This window comes from Arenimonas malthae CC-JY-1 (assembly GCF_000747075.1).
Classification (GTDB): Bacteria; Pseudomonadota; Gammaproteobacteria; order Xanthomonadales; family Xanthomonadaceae; genus Arenimonas; species Arenimonas malthae.
The window spans coordinates 1-18,499 of record NZ_AVCH01000196.1 but is presented as its reverse complement, the minus strand read 5'-3'; the positions used below and the strand labels follow the sequence as shown (position 1 = coordinate 18,499).

Genomic DNA, 18,499 nt, shown 5'->3' with positions numbered 1-18,499 from the left:
GGAGAAGCCGGGGCGATTCATCTCTCGCCCGTCCGTCCTGTCGGCTCTCTCGATTGGGGCCTTCAGGCCGCACGGGCTTGAGGAGATTCCCCTTGCCGACCTGGTGGCGGAGTTGGGCGAGCAAGTGACCCGGACCATCGACGGGGACTTGAATCGACCGGTGGCGATGCTGACGGCCCAGGCTCACACGCTCGACGCCATCTTTAATCGGCTGGCGTATCGGGCAGCGTCGAATCTAGCTGAGTATCCAGAGGCAACCGAGCTGTACCTGAAGCTGGCGCTCCGCGCCCAGGGCCAATGCCGGGCCACGCTGGAAACGCTGTCCGCGGTGAAGAACCCTCCCGTGGTCTTCGCCAAGCAAGCCAACATCTCTCATGGCCACCAGCAGGTAAACAACGGAACGGCTGTCCCGCACGCGGGGGAAAGCGAAAACGCGCCAAACAAACTTTTGGAGGCTGAAGATGGCCAATGGATGGACGCCCGAGCGCCGGGCACGGCAAGCAGCGCTGATCCGGCGATGGAAGCCGTGGGAGAGGTCAACCGGCCCAAGAAGCGAGGCGGGCAAGGCAAGGACTAGCCGCAACGCCTGGAAAGGAGGCTCCCGGCAAGTGCTTCGGGAGCTGGCCCGACTACTCCGTCAAGTGTGAAACGACGATTGGCCGCCCATCGAGTCAGAGGGCGTAACCTTCAAGGACAGGGGGAGCGCATCCATGAACCTGATTCGACAGTTCCTAGTGGCGGTAGCCCTACTTTGGGCCGCCGCAAGTCCTGCGCAGACGGCGGCGCCGTTTTGTCTGGTATCCGATTCGGGACAGAAAAGCTGCTTCTACTATTCGCTGCAGGCTTGCCAGCAGGCCACGCTAGCGCTTGGCGGGATGTGTGCGGCCAACAGCCAAGCGGAACGTCCGCAATCTCACCCCCAAGCCGGCATCTCCCCTACACCGCAGATGGGCCCGCTCGCTGGCATGAACTATGTTCAGCAGGCCGGAGAACAGGGGCGAATCCGGGGAGAGCAACAGCGAGAGGCGAGGCTTCGCGCTGAGCTACTGGAGGCACAGATTGCACGGGAACGGGCCGAAGCGGCGAGGGCTTCAGCGAGCCCAGCCACCGGAGGGACCCCGCTCTATCGGTGCGTAGGCGCCGACGGGATTCCGAACTATTCGCCAAGGCAGCTTTCAAGTAACTGCCAACTTGTGACTGTCTATCTGGAACAGCCTGACTTTCCACCACCCAGAGCGATCGATCAGGGACAGCGCTACTTTCACGGCTACCCCTGTACCCAAGATTGCTCCGGGCATGAGGCGGGGTACGAGTGGGCCGAGGAGGAGGGGATCGAGGATGAAGAAGACTGCACGGGGTGGTCGCAGTCATTCATAGAAGGCTGTCAGGCCTACGTCGAGGAGAACTCTTAGGCTTAATCGCCTCTGAGAATTTTTCTTACGTGGAAAATGGCGAAAGCCCGACTGACGCTGCGGGGACGGCCAGGTAGCCTGCAAATGTCGCTCGGTTCCATCTGAGCTCCCCCAGCCTGGCTTGTGAGGAGGCTGCTTGCGGGCGCTACAATGCGTGGGCCGGCGGGAGGTCCCACCCCGGGCAATCGTAGCCCTGCGGTCGTCTCTCCCCGGTATTCCTTTCAGGGGCTGGCCGGCCTTTATTTGCCGGAATGTGTGGCTTGATTGGCGTCGGCGCCAGCGTGAAGGCATACGAATCAGGTACTTATGATTCATCGGGAAGCGTTCGACGGCAGGCAACTGACGCCCCAACGCTTGATGGCCCCTAAATCTCATGGGCTGCGTTCTACTAATGGCAGTTGCGGCCAGCCCCCCAGAGGGCCTTTAATGCCGCACCGAACTGGCGCCAGCTTTCAGTCACTCTCGCGAGAAATTGATGACCGCATCACCTGCGCTGAGAAGCGACTTCTTCGACCGCCTTGCCGAGGCTATAAGTCGATATCCGCACGATGAGTTTGCCATTCACCAGGTTCGTCGAGAGGCAGAGAACCTTCGCAAACGCGACCCCATGTTCGCTAATGAGATCCTCGGCGCAGTTGCGAGCATCCAAGGGGATGCGGCGAAGACTGCACGTCTCTTTGAGATGGCCCTCGCCCAGCCGAGCGCCGACGACCAGACGTTCACCAATTACTTGGTGTCTCTCTGTGTGCTGCAAGACAACGCTGCGCTAATTGCTGCAATTGAGAAGTTCGGGCCAGCATGGATGCGACGTTCATCCCATGCAGCAATGGCTGCCGTGAATATCCTTCTTGAAGCTGGGTATCCCATTCGCGCGGCGGAGACCTATATGAAGTTCCCAGAGTTCTCGGAGCAAATAGACTCTTTGACCGGCATCGGGCTCTGGGCCAAGGATGTTGGGCAAGTTTTGGCTGCATACGGACTCAGCGAGTCGGACATCGAAAGCGCAGTGGTTGCGGGGAGATCGACTCTTGCAAGGAACGGTGTACGCAGATCTGCTGGGCGAGTGAGCGTCATCCCGGATGTGTCAGTTGGAAGGCCCTCGATCTTGTATCAGCTCTCAGTTGATACGAGCGCAGAGGGTGCGGCAGACCTAGAGTCGAGAGTGTTTGACTCCTATTGCGCAGGCAATTTTCCGGCAATTGATAGTGGAATGCTGACGGTAATGGTTCGCTGTGCTCGCGAGACACACGATGTCGCTGCAGCCTAGGGACCTTCTCAAGTTCGCAGAACTCTGTGATACATCTGCTGATGAAGCGGCACGACGGGCGGCCATAAGTCGCGCCTATTACGCTGCCTACCACTGTCTTTTGCCCCACTTGTCACAGTTCCCTGCTGAGGTGCGCGACGAGGATGCCCATGTGAGGCACCGTGAGGTATGGCGACGTCTTAAGGCTTGGCGGGCGCCGGACGGCTACTCAGCAGTTCGCAACATGAGTACAGCAGCCAAGCGAGTCGCCTTGGACCTGCAGGCAGCTTTAGCCGCCCGCGCGCTTGCGGATTACCATTTGGGTGAAGACGTTCAACACTCGGACGTAATTCAGCAGTGTGAGCGAGTGAAAAAGATTGTGACGTTTGCGGCGCAGGTGGGAATTCAGATGCAGCGGCAGAAGGTTGGCTGAGCACGCCCTCCGTCTGCGTGTTGGATGCCAGCGAATAGCATAGGCTATACGCCATGACGGACCGCTTTCACCACAGCTTTGAAGACAGCGGGTACTCCTTTGCTGTGACCACCGAGCCTGAAGGATTCGGCTATCGCGCATCGTTTGTGACCATCAGTCAGGGCGATCAGATTCTCGATCAATTCACGCCGCACCAAGCGACGTTTGAGACGAGAGAGGGCGCGGCTCAAAGTGGCCGAATTGCGGGCCTGGTGCGTCTCGGGCTGCCCTACAGGTAGTCCGACTTTCCATCCATCCCGAGGTTTAGCGGAAACCTTTACGGGGTCGCCTGCGGCTCGCCGGAACGAGCCTCCATCAAATGGTGGGACGCCTATCGGCAGCCTGGAGAACGGCGGTGAACCTAGATGGGGACTGCCTGACTCCCTAGTGCTGGACCTTCATTATGGAGACCATGTTGAACTTTGGATTCTCCTGTCTCCAGGCTTTCAAACGGTTGCCAATTTCATCGTGGGACATTCCGTTTAAAGCGTAGATTGCCCAATCCTCGCCACCGATGGTCTGCGGCGCCGGCCCGTACTTCAGATCAAAACGTAAGGTGGTGTGCCCATCTTGAGACCACTGGATTGGGTTTCCCGCGTTTGGTAGGTCAATGACATCTGCCGAATGTGGCGTCAGCATAAGTGCGCGCATTGCGATACCTCGACATGGTTACTGCGTGTTTGATTCCGCAGGTTCGAGTGATTGTTTACGAATAGAGTTGATTGTTTCGTCTTGAAAGCTGAGAAGCTCAGTGCAATAGCCAACCTCTTTCTGTAGGGCTTCCGCATCTTGTCGTTCGACTATGGATAGGAGGTAAGTCCGGCCGCTCTCCCGGCGAGGGGCAACAAGTGGCCTGTAATGGGACATGGCGCGCTTGGTGCCCGTCGTGCTTTCATTGTGTTGAACCGAAAGCAGCCAAAGCGCAGTTGTCTCTGCGCCATTACCCACGTTGTGGAACTGCTCGGCGCTGTGCGGGTTTCCTCTAGCGGTCTCTAGCTCGGACATAGCATCCCAAACTCCCGCGCAAGTTCCGTAAGACAGCGCAATCTTCTCGACCTCTTCGGCGGGCATCCCTAGTGGCTCATGCGAGCCGGCGAGCGCCATCATCAAAAACAGAGTGTGCATCGAGTTTTTCTCCGTTCCGTAGGGCTGGCCTGTGCCAACCTACCAATCTGTGTGCCAGTTAGTGATTTAGAACGGCCCTATGGCAAGAAAGCTGCCACCAAGCCATGATCGACCCCGTGCCCCTGGCACGGCCCCAGCGTCGAAGGGCTGGGGGTATGTTTGGGGGTATCTAAACTAGATCGAAGTCGGTGAACCCACTCCTGACGGCCCCTGTAGGGTCTACTTGGATTCCGGGAGCCGGCACCAGCCTGGCCCGAGGGCTTGGCTTTACTGCCCGACATGGGCTCTTATAGCCCTCGGGCGACGCGGGGGGCGGCGCCAGGAGGGCGCCGACCACGCATGGCGAGCGATCGCAAAGCGGCACAGGCCACCGGTAACGCCGCACTGGGCGGCGATTCGCTTGCGCGGTTGCTTGCCGTGCTGCTCGCCATTTCCGGCGTGGTCGAAGCCGCCTGGCTGGATGCCTTCCTCCCCCGCGGCTGGCCGCCCTGGCTTTCGATGGCGCCCGTGGCCGTGGTGGTGGCCGGCTTGTGGCTGCGGGTGGATCGTCGCCGCTGGAGCATGCTCGCCCTCGGCATGGCGCTGGCGTCCCTGGGGCTGGTGATGGTCGCCTGGCCCGGCGCGGAGGCCGAGGCGCGCAGCGTGGCGCCCTGGTTGGCGGCGCTGGTCGCGGCGGTGGGGCTGGGTGCGCAGGCGGCGGCTCCCAGGCTGGCGGTGGCGCTGGTGGCCAGGGCCGCCGGGGGGTTCCTGCTGGCGCTGGCGCTGCTGGCGTTGCGGGGAGTTTTCGAGGACGGCCGTGGCGCCGGGCTGCCGCTGGGGCTGGCGTCGATCCTGGCCTGGACCGGAACCGCCGCGTGGCTGCTGGTGCGCGACCTGGCGCCCGGCTCGCAGCGCATGTTGCGCCTGTGCTCGGCGCTGCTCGCAGGCCTGGCGGTGCTGGTGATGGCCGGCTGGTGGTTGCACGTGCCCTACATCGTGCAGGGCGGCACCGACTACGTGCCGATGCAGTTCAACACCGCCTTCTGCGCCTTCCTGATGGCCGTGGCGCTGCGGCTGCTGGCGACGGGCCGGCGCAACCTGGCGCTGCTGCCGCTGCTGCCGGTGGCGCTGTTCGCGCTGGTGAGCCTGGCGGAGGAATACGCCGGCTGGTCGGTGGGCGCCGGCGAATGGTTGCTCACCCACGGCATCGTCGCCGAAGGCGTGGTGCCCGGCCGCATGGCGCCGAACACGGCCACGGCCTTCCTGCTGGGCATCCTGGGCGTCGTCCTGGCGCCCACGGGCGGGCAGCGCAGCCCGGTGCGCTGGTCGGCCACCTGGGCCTGTGGCTTCGTGGTGACGGTGATCGCGCTGATCGTGCTCACCGGCTATGTCTTCGGGATCCCGGTGCTGCGCGGCTGGGGCTCGCACACGCCGATGGCGATGATGACCGGCGTGTCCATGGCGCTGATCGGGCTGGGGCTGGGTTTCGGCGGCTCGGAGGTGCAGCGCACGCTCCGGCAGCGCGCGGCCTGGATGCCGGTGGTGGTGGCGCTGGGCGCGACCGCCGCGTCGGTGCTGATGTGGTACGCGATCGACCGCGACCAGGCCGAGCGCGCGCAGGCGGAGCTTCGGCAGCAGGCGCAACTGGTGCGCCAGTACATCGAGACCGACGTGCGCATCCGCAACGACGCGTTGCGGCGCATGGCCGAACGCATGTCCGGCGCCAGCGATGAAACCGAGCGGCAGGACCTGTTCCGGCTTGATTCGGCCATCTACCTGCGCGACTTCCCGAGCTTCGCCTCGGTGCTGTGGGTGGACGACGACACCCGCGTGAAAGGCAGCTTGCAGCGCGAAGGTTTCGCCGCCGACGTGCTCGGCATCCGCCTCGACTTCGAACAGATCCGCACCGAGGCGTTCGAGCGGGCACGGCGCAGCGGCCAGCCCGAGCAGTCGCGGCCCATCGTGCTGCTCAACGGCCGGCCCGGCGAACTGGTGGTGGCGCCGCTGGTGGGCGCGGAAGGCTCCGCCGGCTTCGTGGTCGCCGCGGTCATGCACGACGACCTCTACCCCCGGGTGCTGGAACCGCTGGCGGAAACCAACCCGCTGCGCGTGCGGCACGGCGGCACGCTGCTTTACCAGCGCGGCGAGCCCGGCATCGCGCCGCCGCTGGTCCTGACCCTGCAGGGTCCCGACGACCAGCTGGTGCTGGAAATCTGGCCAGACGGCGAGGGCGAGGGCGCACCGTTGGCGAACCTGCTGCTGTTCACCGGCCTGCTCGGCGGCGGCCTGCTGGCGCTGGCGCTGAGGCTGGCCGGGCTGGCGCGCGAACGCGCCGAGGAAGCCGAACGCAAGGGCGCCGAGCTGGCCTGCCAGATGGCCGAGGCCGAACGCGCGCGCCTCGCGCTGGGCGAGGTCGAGCAGGAACTGTCCTCGGTCTTCGGCAGCATCAGCGACGCGTTCTACACGCTCGACCGCGACTGGCGCTTCGTGTTCGTGAACCCGCGCGCGGAACAGCTGATGCAGCGGCCGCGCGAGGCCCTGGTCGGCACCCGGGTGTGGGACGCCTTCCCCGAAGCACGCGGCACGGTGGTCGAGCAGGAGTTCCGCGACGCGGTGACCAACAACCGGGCCCGCGAGTTCGAGGTGCACTTCCCGCCGCTGTCGGCCTGGTTCTATGCCCGCGTGTTCCCGCACCCGCACGGCCTGGCGGTGTATTTCCAGGACATCAGCGAACGCAAGCGCGCCGAGGCGGGCATGCTGAAGGCCCGCGCCGCGTCGGAGCGCGCCCAGCAGATCGCCCAGCTCGGTAGCTGGGAATACGACCTCGGGACCGGCGAGCTGAGCTGGTCGCCGGAAGTGCTGCGCATCTTCGGCCTGCAGCGCGGGCACGCGCGCCACACCCTGCCGGCCATGCTGCAGCTGGTGCACTTCGAGGACCGCGGCCGCCTGCAGGACGCGCAGCGGCGCCTGCACGCCGGCGAGGCCGACCTGGACATCGAATACCGCATCGTCCGGCCCGACGGCGAAACCCGCTACGTGCGCGAACTGGGAACCCTGGTGCGCGACGAGGCCGGCAAGCCGGTGGCCGCCTCGGGCGCCATCCAGGACGTCACCCAGCGGCACCAGTCCGAGGACGCGCTGCGCGAACTGTCGCGCCGGCTCGAACAATCGCTGGTGATGAACCGGCTGGTGCTGGAGAACTCGCTCGACGTCATCTGCGTCATCGACGCCAACGGCCGCTTCACCCAGGTCAGCAGCGCCTGCCAGGCGCTCTGGGGCTTCACGCCGGGCGAACTGGTGGGCCGCGCCTACTTCGACCTGGCCCACCCCGACGACCGCGCCAACACCCTGCGCGAAGGCGCCGCCGTGCTGGCCGGCCGGCCCACGGTGGACTTCCGCAACCGCGTGCTGCGCAAGGACGGCAGCGTGGTGTCCATGCAGTGGTCGGCGGTGTGGTCGCCGCGCGAGCGCCTGATGTTCGCGGTGGCGCGCGACGTGACCGAGGCCGAGCGCCAGGCCAACGCGCTGCGCGAGGCCAAGGAGAGCCTGCAGCGCGCCCAGCAGGTGGCCCGCATGGGCGCCTGGGAGCTCGACATCGCCACCAACGCGCTGCGCTGGTCCGACGAGGTCTACGGCATCTTCCACGTCCGGCCGGGTCAGTTCGCCGGCACCCTCGAGGCTTTCGCCGAGCGCGTGCACCCGGAGGATATGGCGCGCCTGCAGGCGGCGCAGCAGCGCATGCTCGAAGGTGGGCCCGACCTCGACGTGGAACACCGCATCGTGCTTCCGGACGGCAGCGTCGGCCATGTACACGAACGCGCGCGCGTGCTGCGGGGCGAGGACGGCCGGCCCTGGCTCATCTCGGGCAGCGTGCAGGACATCACCGAGCGCAAGCGGGCGCGGCAGCTGGAAGCCGGCCAGCGCAGCATCCTGGCCAGCATCGCCGCGCGCCGGCCGCTCACCGACAGCCTGCTGGCCACCACCCGCGTCTGCGAGGAGCAGTTCGCCGGCGCGCTCTGTTCGATCCTGCTGCTCGACGAAAGCGGCCAGCACGTGCTCCAGGGCGCGGCGCCGAGCCTGCCGGCGGCCTACAACGCCGCGGTGCATGGCCTGGCGATAGGCCCCAAGGCGGGCTCCTGCGGTACCGCGGCCTGGCGCCGCGAGCGGGTCGTGGTCGCCGACATCGAAACCGACCCGCTCTGGGAGGACTACCGCGACCTGGCCCGCGAACACGGCCTGCGCGCCTGCTGGTCGACGCCGGTGAAATCCTCCTCGGGCAAGGTGCTGGCCACCTTCGCCACCTATTACCGCGAGCCGCGGGAGCCGGCGCCGGCCGAACTCGCCACCATCGACGGCCTGGCTTCGCTGGTGGCGGTGGCGATCGAACACGCCGAGGCCTACCGCGCCCTGGAACTGGGCGAGCAGCGGTTCCGGTCGCTGTTCGACGAGCATCCGGACGCGGTGTATTCGCTCGACCTCGAGGGCCGCTACACCTCGGTCAACGACAGCTTCGCGCACCTCGCGGGGGTCGAGCCGGCGCAGGTGCTGGGGCAGCTGTTCGACGAACGAACGGCGCCCGAGCAGCGCGAGGTGGTGCGCGCGCACTTCGAGGCGGCATGCCGCGGCGAGGCCTGCAGCTACGAGATGACCGGCCTGGCCGTGGACGGCGCGCGCGTGGAGCTTCGCGTCACCAACCTGCCGATCGTGGTCGAGGGCCGCGTCACCGGCGTGTTCGGCATCGCCCAGGACATCAGCCTGCTGCACAAGCACCAGCGCGAGCTGTCGGGCGCGCTCGACGCCGCCGACCAGCTGAGCCGCCAGCTGCAGCGCCTGAGCGAGGCGTCCATCGCCATCAACCGCGACCTGGGCGAGGCGACGCTCTACCAGCAACTCGTGGACAAGGTGCGCGAGATCATCGGTGCGCACCAGGCGGTGGTGAGCGTGGAGCCGGACGACGGCAGCCCGCAGCAACTCAACGCCGTCTCGCTGTCGGACAAATACGCGGCCTGGCGCGACTACGACGCACCGATCGACGGTACGGGGATCTATGCGCTCGTCGGCCAGCAGCAGCGGCCCCTGCGCATGACCCAGGCCGAGCTCGAGTCGCACCCGCGCTGGCAGTCCTTCGGCGCCGAGGCTTCCCGGCATCCGCCGATGCGCGGCTGGCTGGCGGTGCCGCTGGTCGGCAGCGACGGCAAGACGCTGGGCATCCTGCAGCTGAGCGACAAGTACAAGGGCGAGTTCAGCGCCGACGACGAACAGGTGGCGATGCAGTTCGCGCAGATGGCGGTGATCGCCATCGAACGCGCCCGCCTGCTGACCCGGCTGGGCGTGCGCGACCGCTTCTTCGAGATGTCCCTGGAGGTGTTCGTGGTGTTCGACCCGGCGAACCAGCGCTTCGTCCAGGTCAACCCGATGCTCAGCGAGATCACCGGCTACAGCCGCGAGGAACTTTGCAGCCGCGAGATCCAGGCCTTCGTGCACCCCGACGACTGGCCGAAGACCGGCGACCGCGCCGCGGCCCTGGCCGGGCGCAAGGAAGTGCCCACCGCCTTCGTCAACCGCTACGTGCGCCGCGACGGCACGGTGCGCTGGATGGAGTGGATGTCGTCGCCGGACCGCGACGGCCTGGTGTACGCCGTGGGCCGCGACATCACCGAACGCCTGCGCGCCGAGGCGGCGCTGCGCCAGACCCTGGCCGACCTCAACAACCGCAACCGGGAGCTGCAGGACTTCGCCTTCATCGCCTCGCACGACCTGCAGGAGCCGCTGCGCAAGATCCGCGCCTTCGCCGACCGGCTGCAGCAGCGCCATGCCGAGGGCCTGGCCGCCGAGGCCCGCGACTACCTCGACCGGACCAGCCAGGCCGCCGCGCGCATGCAGGTGCTGATCGACGACCTGCTGGCCTATTCGCGGGTGGCGGCGCGCGGCAAGCCCTTCAAGCCGGTGGACCTGGGCCAGGTGCTGGCCGGCGTGCTCGACGACCTCGAGGCCACGCTGGAAGCCAGCGGCGGCCGCGTGGTGGCCGGTCCGCTGCCCACCCTGGAGGGCGACCCGACCCAGCTGCGCCAGGTGTTCCAGAACCTGCTGTCGAACGCGCTCAAGTTCCGGTCGCCGGACCGGGCCCCGGTGGTCACCATCAGCGCCGAGCCTTCACCGGCCGAGGACGGTCCGGGCTGGATCCTGCGTTTCCAAGACAATGGCATCGGTTTCGAACCGCGCCATGCCGAAAAGGTCTTCGGTCCGTTCCAGCGCCTGCATGCGCGCCAGGAATACGCCGGCACCGGCATCGGCCTGGCGATCGTGCGCCGGATCATCGAAAGGCACCGCGGCGAGATCCACGCCGAGGGGCGGCCGGGCGAGGGGGCCACTTTCGTGATCAGGCTCCCGCAAACGCAGCCGGCCGATCCGACGCTTCTGGCGGGACCGATGGCGGAGTCGTAAAGTCGGGCGAGGGCAGCCCGGGGATTGAGGGGACGTACGTGGCGATGAGCGCAGCGCGGCAACCGATCACGATCCTGATGGCCGACGACGACCCGGACGACCGCCTGATGACCCAGGAGGCCTTCACGGAGTGCCGGCTGGGCAACCCGCTCAAGTTCGTCGCCGACGGCGAGGAGCTGATGGACTACCTGCAGCACCGCGGCGACTTCGCCGACGAGCAGGCCGCCCCGCGCCCCGGCCTGATCCTGCTGGACCTGAACATGCCCCGGAAGGACGGCCGCGAGGCCCTGCGCGAGATCAAGGCCGACCCGGCCCTGCGCGGCATCCCGGTGGTGATCCTGACCACGTCCAAGGCCGAGGAGGACGTGGTGCGCAGCTACCGCGACGGGGTCAACTCCTTCATCACCAAGCCGGTCACGTTCACGGCCCTCATCGAGGTGGTGCAGACCCTGGGCAAGTACTGGCTGCAGGTGGTGGACCTGCCGGGCGCGCAAGAGGGCAAGACGCGTTGAAGGAGAATCCGCTCCGGATCCTGGTCGTCGACGACGACGAAGAGGATTTCCTGATCCTGCGCGACCTGCTGGCCGACTTCCCGCAGGGCCGCTTCCAGCTCGATTGGGTCGGGACGCTGGAGGAGGGCATCGCCGGCCTGCGCCGCAACGAGCACGACGTGTTCCTGGTGGACTACCACCTCGGGCCCGACAACGGCATGGACCTGGTGCGGCTGGCCGTGGCGGAGAAAAGCGCGCACCGGCCGGTGATCATGCTCACCGGCCAGGGCAACCCCGAGGTCGACCGCGAGGCGCTGGCGGCCGGCGCCTCCGACTACCTGGTCAAGGGCAGCATCGACGCCGAGAAGCTGGCGCGTTCGCTGCGTTACGCCGCCGAGCGCGCGCGCCAGATCGCCCAGATCGAGGACGGCAAGCGCCGCTACCGGCTGCTGTTCGAGCTAAACCCCTTCCCGACCTGGGTGTTCGACGTCGCCACCCTGCGTTTCGTGGCGGTGAACGACGCGATGGTGGCCAACTATGGCTACACCCGCGAGGAACTGCTGCGGATGACGATCACCGACATCCGCGAGCCCGAGGAAGCCGCCCGCCTGCGCGAATTCCTGGCCCGCTGGGACGACAACTCCGGCAATGCCGGCGTCTGGCGCCACCGGCGCAAGGACGGCAGCCTGCTCTGGGCCGACATCACGACCCATTCGATCGAACTCGACGGCAAGCGCTGCCGCATGGTGATCGCGCACGACATCACCCGCCAGCGCGCCGCGCAGGAGCGGTTGCTGCTGCTGCAGCGCGCGGTCGAATCGAGCATGAACGGGATCGTCATCGCCGACGCCCAGGCGCCGGACATGCCGATCATCTACGTCAACCCGTCCTTCGAGCGCATGACCGGCTACACGGCCGAACAGGCGCTGGGCCGGAACTGCCGCTTCCTGCAGGGCGAGGAACGCAACCAGCCGGAGCTCGAGAACCTGCGCCGCGCGCTGCGCGATGCCAGCGACTGCAACGTCATGCTGCGCAACTTCCGCAGCGACGGCGAGCTGTTCTGGAACCACCTGTTCATCTCGCCCGTGCGCGACGAGGCCGGCAAGCTCACGCATTTCGTCGGCATCCAGAACGACCTCACGGAACGTCGCCAGGTCGAGGCCGAGCTGGCCTACGCCGCAAACCACGACCCGGTCACGGGCCTGCCGCGCTTCCCCATCCTGGAGGCCGCGCTGGGCGACTTGCTGGACGACGAGGCGGCCGAGGTCTCGCTGCTGTTCATCGATCTCGACCACTTCCACGCCATCAACGAATCCATGGGCCACGTGATCGGCGACGAGGCCCTGCGCATCATCGCCGGCCGCATGAGCGACGTGCTGGGCGGCCCCGGCTACCTGGCGCGCTTCGCCGGCGACGAGTTCGTGGCGGTGGTGCCGCATGGCACGCACGAACAGGTGCTGGGGACGGCCGGGGCCCTGCGCGCCACCATCGCGCAGCCGATCGGGGGCGACGGCTACAAGCTGTTCCTCACCGCCAGCGTCGGCATCGCCCGTTCGCCCGAACACGGCACCTCGGGCATGGACCTGCTGCGCCGCGCCGAGGCCGCCATGACGCGGGCCAAGGGCCAGGGCCGCGACGGCGTCTGCGAATTCTCGGCCGCGCAGATGCAGGAGCTCGAGGACCGCCTGGTGCTCGGTTCGCGGCTGCGCGAAGCCATCACCCGCAACGAACTCGAGCTGAACTACCAGCCCCAGCTCGACGCCGCCGACCACCGCGTCACCGGCTTCGAAGCCCTGGTGCGCTGGAACAGCCCGGAGCTCGGCCGGGTGCCGCCCGGCCGCTTCATCCCCATCGCGGAGGCCCTGGGCCTGATGCCGGAAGTGGGCATGTGGGTGCTCGACGAAGCTTGCCGGCAGCTGCGCGCCTGGCTGGACCAGGGCTTCGGCGGATTCACCGTGGCGGTGAATTTCTCGGCCCAACAGCTGCAGCGACCGGACATCGCCGGCCTGGTGGCCGCGGCGTTGTCGCGGCACGGCGTGCCGGGCCACATGCTCGAGATCGAGCTCACCGAAAGTTCGCTGATGGAGAACGTCGAGCGCGTGCAGGTTCGCCTGGCCGAGCTCAAGGCCTTGGGCGTGTCGCTGTCGCTGGACGACTTCGGCACCGGTTATTCGAGCCTGGCCTACCTCAAGCAGTTCTCGCTCGACAAGCTCAAGATCGACCGCAGCTTCGTCAAGGACCTGCCCGAGAACAGCGCCGACTCGGCCATCGCCCGCACCATCGTCGCGGTCGGCCACGAGCTGAAGATGGTGGTGGCGGCCGAGGGCGTGGAGACCGGGGAGCAGGCGGTGTTCCTGCGCCAGATCGGCTGCGACGAGCTGCAGGGCTACCATTTCGGGCGCCCGGCCGCGGCGGCCGACGTGGCCGGCATGCTGCCCCGCGCCTGAGCCGCGGTTGGCGGCGCACGGCCGCCCGGCTTATCCTGCGGCTCCCCCGGAAAACCACGGAGCCCGCCGCCCCATGAGCCTGTCGCGAACGCTCGCGCTGATCGGCGCACCCACCGACATCGGTGCCGGCCACCGCGGCGCCTCCATGGGCCCCGAGGCCCTGCGCGTCGCCGGCCTGGCCGAGGCGCTGCGCGAACGCGGCCTGGAGGTGCTGGACGTGGGCAACCTGGTCGGCCCGGTGAATCCCTGGCTGCCGCCCACCGACGGCTACCGCCACCTCGACGAAGTGGTGGCCTGGAACCGCGCCGTGATGGACGCCGTGCACGCCCAGCTCGGCCTGGGCCGGCTGCCGGTGCTGCTGGGCGGCGACCATTGCCTGGGCGTGGGCAGCATCACCGCCGTGGCGCGCCACTGCCGCGACACCGGCAAGAAGCTGCGCATCCTGTGGCTCGACGCGCACGCCGACTTCAACACCAGCTCGGTCACGCCCTCGGGCAACGTGCACGGCATGCCCGTGGCCTGCCTGTGTGGCCTGGGCCCGCGGGCGCTCACCCACCTCGGCGGCCAGGCCCCGGCGATCGACCCGTCCGAGATCCGCCAGGTCGGCATCCGTTCGGTGGACCAGGGCGAGAAGCGGCTGGTGAAGGAATACGGCCTCGACATCTACGACATGCGCTACATCGACGAGATCGGCATGAAGCGCGCGATGGAAGAGGCGCTCGAGGGCGTGGACGAACACACGCACCTGCACGTGAGCTTCGACGTGGACTTCCTGGACCCGGCCATCGCGCCGGGCGTGGGCACCACCGTGCCGGGCGGCCCGAACTACCGCGAGGCGCAGCTGGTGATGGAGATGATCGCCGACACCGGCCGGCTCGGCTCGCTCGACATCGTCGAACTCAACCCGGCGTTCGACGAGCACAACCGCACCGGGAAGCTGGCCGTGGACCTGGTGGAAAGCCTGTTCGGCAAGTCCACCCTGATGCGCGATTGAGCGCCCGCCGGGGCCCGGCTTGACCCGGCCGGGGCCTGGGATAGACTCGTCGCAAACCCCTCCCGGAGCTGCCGAAATGACCCGTTCCCGCCTCGTCCTGCTGGCCTTGCTGGCCGCCTTCGCCCTGTCGGGCTGCAACACCATCGCCGGCATCGGCAAGGACGTGAAGAAGGCCGGCGAAGTGGTCTCCGACACCGCCGAGGACTGCAAGGGCGGCTGCGACGACTGATCCGCGTCGCCCCGCGTTGGTATCGGCAGGCCGGGCAGCGATGCCCGGCCTGCGTCGTTTGTGGCTCAGGGATCGGGCGTGAAGCCGATCGGGAAGGCCTCCGGCGCGTCCCAGCGCGGCGGGAGCACGCCGCGGGCCACCAGCGCCTCGGTGGCGTCGTACCACAGCGACATCACCTGCGTCGGCTGGTCGCTTTCACGCTCGAAGCGGGTGCGGCGCGCGTCGCTGCGCACGCGCTCGCCGTGGCCGGTGCCCAACTGCTGGCGCGCGACCGGCGCCGCGGGGCCGCTCGATTCCATCGCCGGCGCCGCGGCATCGGCGCTGGCCTGCGGTTTCGCCCGGGCCTCCATGCGCGAGCCGTAGAGCGTGATCTCCTCCAACTCCTTTTCCCGGAAGGCCGCCACGCCGATCACGCCGACGTTGCGCGGCCGCCCGGTGCGCGCGGCGTAGCTGTCGCCCAGCGCGGTGAAATGGAAGGCGGCGACGCTGGACAGGTCCTTGCGCCAGCCGCGCACTTCCAGCCGCTGCCAGGGTTCGAGCACGTAGCCCGCCTGCCCGGTGCCGGCGGTCTGGCCGGTGATGGCGTTCACGCCGTCGACCGAGAGCACGGCCAGGACCCGGCGCGGGGTCAGGTTCTGCAGCACCACGGCGTAGCGGTGGCCGGGCCGGCCTTCGATGTACTGGCGGCCCTGGTGCGGGTGGCGGACCAGGAACTGGTTGTCCTCCAGGTCGAGCACGTGCAGGTCCACCAGCATTTCGGCGCGGGCGCAGCCCGGCAGCGCGAGCAGGGCGAGGATCAGGGCGAAAAGGCGTTTCATGGCGGTCTCCGGGGTGGGTGTACGGGAAACAACGTTCCCCTTCCCGGCGCGGGGTTGGCCGGCCAAGGCGGTAAACTTGCGGGGTTTCCCCTGGCGAACCCCTTCATGTCCGCAACCCGCGTCCTGACCGGCATCACCACTTCCGGCACCCCCCACCTGGGCAACTACGCCGGCGCCATCCGCCCCGCCGTGGCCGCCAGCCGGCGCCCCGGGGTGGAGAGCTTCTATTTCCTGGCCGACTACCACGCGCTGATCAAGACCGCCGACCCGGCGCGCGTGCAGCGCTCGACGCTCGAGATCGCCGCCAGCTGGCTGGCCTGCGGCCTGGACCCGGACAAGGTGTGGTTCTACCGCCAGTCCGACATCCCCGAGATCCCGGAACTCACCTGGCTGCTCACCTGCGTGGCGGGCAAGGGCATCCTCAACCGCGCGCATGCCTACAAGGCCGCGGTGGACAGGAACCGCGAGCTGGGCGAGGACGACGATGCCGGCGTCACCGCGGGCCTGTTCATGTACCCGGTGCTGATGGCCGCCGACATCCTGATGTTCAAGGCGCACTCGGTGCCGGTGGGCCGCGACCAGATCCAGCACATCGAGATGGCGCGCGATTTCGGCGCGCGCTTCAACCACCTCTACGGCGAGCATTTCGTGCTGCCGGAAGCGGCCATCGAGGAGAACGTGGCCACGCTGCCCGGCCTCGACGGCCGCAAGATGAGCAAGAGCTACGACAACACCATCCCGCTGTTCGCGCCGCGCGACGAGCTGCGCAAACTGGTGTTCTCGATCCTCACCGACTCGCGCATGCCTGGCGAACCGAAGTCCACCGAGGGCTCGGCGCTGTTCCAGCTCTACCAGGCCTTCGCCACGCCGGCGCAGGCCAGCGAGTTCGCCGCGGCCTTCGCCGCCGGCATCGGCTGGGGCGAGGCCAAGCAGGCGCTGTTCGAGCTGCTCGACGCCGAACTGGCGCCGCTGCGCGAGAAATACGAGGCGCTGATGGCCCGCCCGGACCACATCGAGGCCGTGCTGCGCGCCGGCGCCGAGAAGGCGCGCGCCATCGCCACCCCGCTGATGCTGGAACTGCGCCGCGCCGTGGGCCTGCGCGACCTGCGCGAGCAGGCCGGCGGCAAGAAGGCGGCCAAGGCCAAGGCCGCGCTGCCGGTGTTCAAGCAGTACCGCGAGAAGGACGGGCGCTTCCACTTCAAGCTGGTGGATGCGTATGGGCGCGAGCTGCTGGCCAGCGAAGGGTTTGCGTCGCCGCGCGAGGCGGGCGAGCTCATCTCAGAGCTCAAGCGGTCCGGGCCGGAGGCTTTCCAAGCACGAATGCAGCATCTGACGCTCGCCGAGGGCATTGCGCCGGACGACGTCGTCGCGGCCCTGGCCGCGTTCGCGGAGGAGGGCGCCTGATGGCCGACGTCGCCGACCTCGCGCTGATCCTGTTCCTGCCCTGGTTCTTCATCCTGGGCGCGCTGTACTGGTTCTATCCGCGCACCCTTGAGAAGACGCCGGCGCGCCGACGTTTCGACGTCGGCATGCTGGCGGCCGCCTTCGTCGCGGCCTTCATCGCCGGCCGCTGGGGTTACGCCTTCGCCGACACCAGCATCGAGGCCGGCCCGATCTGGCGCCAGGTGCTGGCCAGCCTGCTGGCCTACAAGGCCTTCCTGCTGGTGGTGGCGGTGGCCTGGGCCTGGCGCGGCATGCGCTTCCGCCGGCTTGCCTGAGGGCCCGCCCCGGGGCGGAGCCTCAGGGGTGGAGGGTGGCGTTCGCGGCCGTCAGCGGCTCGCGGGCGCGCACCACGCAGAAGCGGTGCCCGGTGGGCGCCTGCAGCACGATCCAGCGGCCCTGGTGCGGGCGCGCCACTTCGCTGGCGCCCAGCGCCACCAGGCGCGCGGCCTCGGCTTCGATGTCGTCGCTTTCGATGTCCAGGTGCACGCGCGAGGGGTGCTGCACCTTCTGCACTTCGATGTGCAGGCCCACCGAACTGCCATCCAGCCGGGCGTACTTGTCCAGGCCGTCCTCGTCCGGGTCGAGCACCGGCAGGCCCAGGGCCTGGCTCCAGAAGCCGGCCGCCGCGCCCAGCGAGCCGCCCTCGCAGTCGATGATGAAGCCCGCCAGGCGGCTGTGGTGCGGCATCAGCGCGCGCGCTGCAGGTCGTCGAGCAGGGCGCGCAGGAAACGCGCGGCCTCGCCGCCGGTGGCGGCGCGGTGGTCGAAGGTGAGCGAGATGGGCATGATCCGGTGCGTTTCCAGCCCGCCCAGCACCGGCACCACCGCGTGGTGCAGGCGGCCGGCGCCGACGATGGCCACGCAGGGCGGCACCACCACGGGCGTGGCGTACTTGCCGGCGAAGACGCCGAAGTTCGAGAGCATGATGGTGTAGTCGCGCAGCTCCTCCGGCGGCAGCGTGCGGTTCTTCACGCCGTCGCGGGCGCGGTTGAGCGCGGCGCGCACCTGCACCGCGTCCATCCGCTCGACGTTGCGCAGGTTGGCCACGAACAGGCCCTCGGCCGAATCGATGGCCACGCCCACGTCCACGCGGGCGTGGCGGCGCAGCGTGCCTTCCTTGGCGTTGAGCCAGGCGTTCATGGCCGGCTCGGCGGCCGAGGCCACGGCCAGGGCGCGGATCATGCGCGCCATGATGTCCTCGCCCGGGGACCAGGCGTGGATGTCGGCGTCGTCCATCAGGGTGGTGGGCACGACTTCGGCGTGCGCGGCCGACATTGAACGCACCATGTTCCGGCGCACGCCGCGGATGGGTTCGTCGACGTCGTAGTTGGCCGGCGCGCGCGGCGCGGCCGGTGCGGAGGTGGCCGGACGGGCGGCGGGCGGGGGCGCGGGACGCGCGG

The 18,499-nt window shown here is 68.2% G+C and carries 15 protein-coding genes; 11 read left to right on the top strand and 4 right to left on the bottom strand.

Annotated elements, in window-relative coordinates:
- From N790_RS16525 to N790_RS13125, 4 genes are all read left to right on the top strand, one after another.
- The coding region (locus N790_RS16525) for a hypothetical protein (protein ID WP_043804899.1) at positions 1–577 on the top strand (577 nt) is incomplete at its 5' end.
- A 1,310-nt stretch (positions 578–1,887) separates the two neighbouring features.
- Positions 1,888–2,679 carry a hypothetical protein gene (locus N790_RS16160; protein WP_156970087.1) on the top strand — a complete coding sequence of 264 codons (792 nt, stop codon included), beginning with the start codon at positions 1,888–1,890 and terminating at the stop codon, positions 2,677–2,679.
- 223 nt (positions 2,680–2,902) lie between these two features.
- Positions 2,903–3,091, top strand: coding sequence for a hypothetical protein (locus tag N790_RS16155; RefSeq protein ID WP_156970086.1), 189 nt, complete (start codon positions 2,903–2,905; stop codon positions 3,089–3,091).
- Between the two features lie 53 nt (positions 3,092–3,144).
- Positions 3,145–3,369 carry a hypothetical protein gene (locus N790_RS13125; RefSeq protein WP_043804897.1) on the top strand — a complete coding sequence of 75 codons (225 nt, stop codon included), beginning with the start codon at positions 3,145–3,147 and terminating at the stop codon, positions 3,367–3,369.
- A 430-nt stretch (positions 3,370–3,799) separates the two neighbouring features.
- Here N790_RS13125 and N790_RS16150 read toward each other — a convergent pair whose 3' ends face one another.
- A complete protein-coding gene (locus N790_RS16150) occupies positions 3,800–4,255 on the bottom strand; it encodes a hypothetical protein (RefSeq protein WP_156970085.1) in 456 nt (151 codons plus the stop codon).
- A 339-nt stretch (positions 4,256–4,594) separates the two neighbouring features.
- Between N790_RS16150 and N790_RS13120 the strand changes: the two genes are divergently transcribed.
- The 5 genes from N790_RS13120 to N790_RS15780 all read left to right on the top strand — a co-directional run bounded on the left by N790_RS13120 (position 4,595) and on the right by N790_RS15780 (position 14,839).
- Positions 4,595–10,678 carry a PAS domain S-box protein gene (locus N790_RS13120; protein WP_156970084.1) on the top strand — a complete coding sequence of 2,028 codons (6,084 nt, stop codon included), beginning with the start codon at positions 4,595–4,597 and terminating at the stop codon, positions 10,676–10,678.
- Positions 10,679–10,755: 77 nt separating this feature from the next.
- Complete coding sequence (locus N790_RS13115) at positions 10,756–11,190, top strand: response regulator (RefSeq protein ID WP_043804890.1); 435 nt, start codon at positions 10,756–10,758, stop codon at positions 11,188–11,190.
- Positions 11,187–13,616 (top strand): two-component system response regulator, encoded by a 2,430-nt coding sequence (locus N790_RS13110; RefSeq protein ID WP_043804887.1) that lies wholly within the window; start codon positions 11,187–11,189, stop codon positions 13,614–13,616. The genes N790_RS13115 and N790_RS13110 overlap by 4 nt, the downstream gene beginning before the upstream one ends.
- A 73-nt stretch (positions 13,617–13,689) precedes the next feature.
- A complete protein-coding gene (gene rocF / locus N790_RS13105; RefSeq protein ID WP_043804885.1) occupies positions 13,690–14,610 on the top strand; it encodes an arginase in 921 nt (306 codons plus the stop codon).
- Between the two features lie 76 nt (positions 14,611–14,686).
- Positions 14,687–14,839, top strand: a complete 153-nt coding sequence (locus N790_RS15780; RefSeq protein WP_084062930.1) for an entericidin A/B family lipoprotein — start codon at positions 14,687–14,689, stop codon at positions 14,837–14,839.
- Between the two features lie 65 nt (positions 14,840–14,904).
- Here the strand turns inward: N790_RS15780 and N790_RS13100 are convergent, their stop codons facing one another.
- Positions 14,905–15,657, bottom strand: coding sequence for a hypothetical protein (locus tag N790_RS13100; protein ID WP_043804883.1), 753 nt, complete (start codon positions 15,655–15,657; stop codon positions 14,905–14,907).
- A gap of 105 nt (positions 15,658–15,762) precedes the next feature.
- Between N790_RS13100 and N790_RS13095 the strand changes: the two genes are divergently transcribed.
- Both N790_RS13095 and N790_RS13090 read left to right on the top strand, forming a co-directional pair.
- Positions 15,763–17,061 (top strand): tryptophan--tRNA ligase, encoded by a 1,299-nt coding sequence (locus N790_RS13095; RefSeq protein ID WP_043804881.1) that lies wholly within the window; start codon positions 15,763–15,765, stop codon positions 17,059–17,061.
- Positions 17,061–17,375: a hypothetical protein gene (locus tag N790_RS13090; protein WP_043804879.1), complete on the top strand. Its 315-nt coding sequence runs from the start codon at positions 17,061–17,063 to the stop codon at positions 17,373–17,375. The genes N790_RS13095 and N790_RS13090 overlap by 1 nt, the downstream gene beginning before the upstream one ends.
- A gap of 22 nt (positions 17,376–17,397) precedes the next feature.
- Here the strand turns inward: N790_RS13090 and N790_RS13085 are convergent, their stop codons facing one another.
- Together N790_RS13085 and N790_RS13080 are read right to left on the bottom strand one after the other, a co-directional pair.
- Positions 17,398–17,787, bottom strand: a complete 390-nt coding sequence (locus N790_RS13085; RefSeq protein ID WP_043804878.1) for a VOC family protein — start codon at positions 17,785–17,787, stop codon at positions 17,398–17,400.
- A partial coding sequence (locus N790_RS13080) for a 2-oxo acid dehydrogenase subunit E2 (protein WP_211252001.1) occupies positions 17,787–18,499 on the bottom strand: 713 nt, incomplete at its 5' end. The genes N790_RS13085 and N790_RS13080, both read right to left, overlap by 1 nt.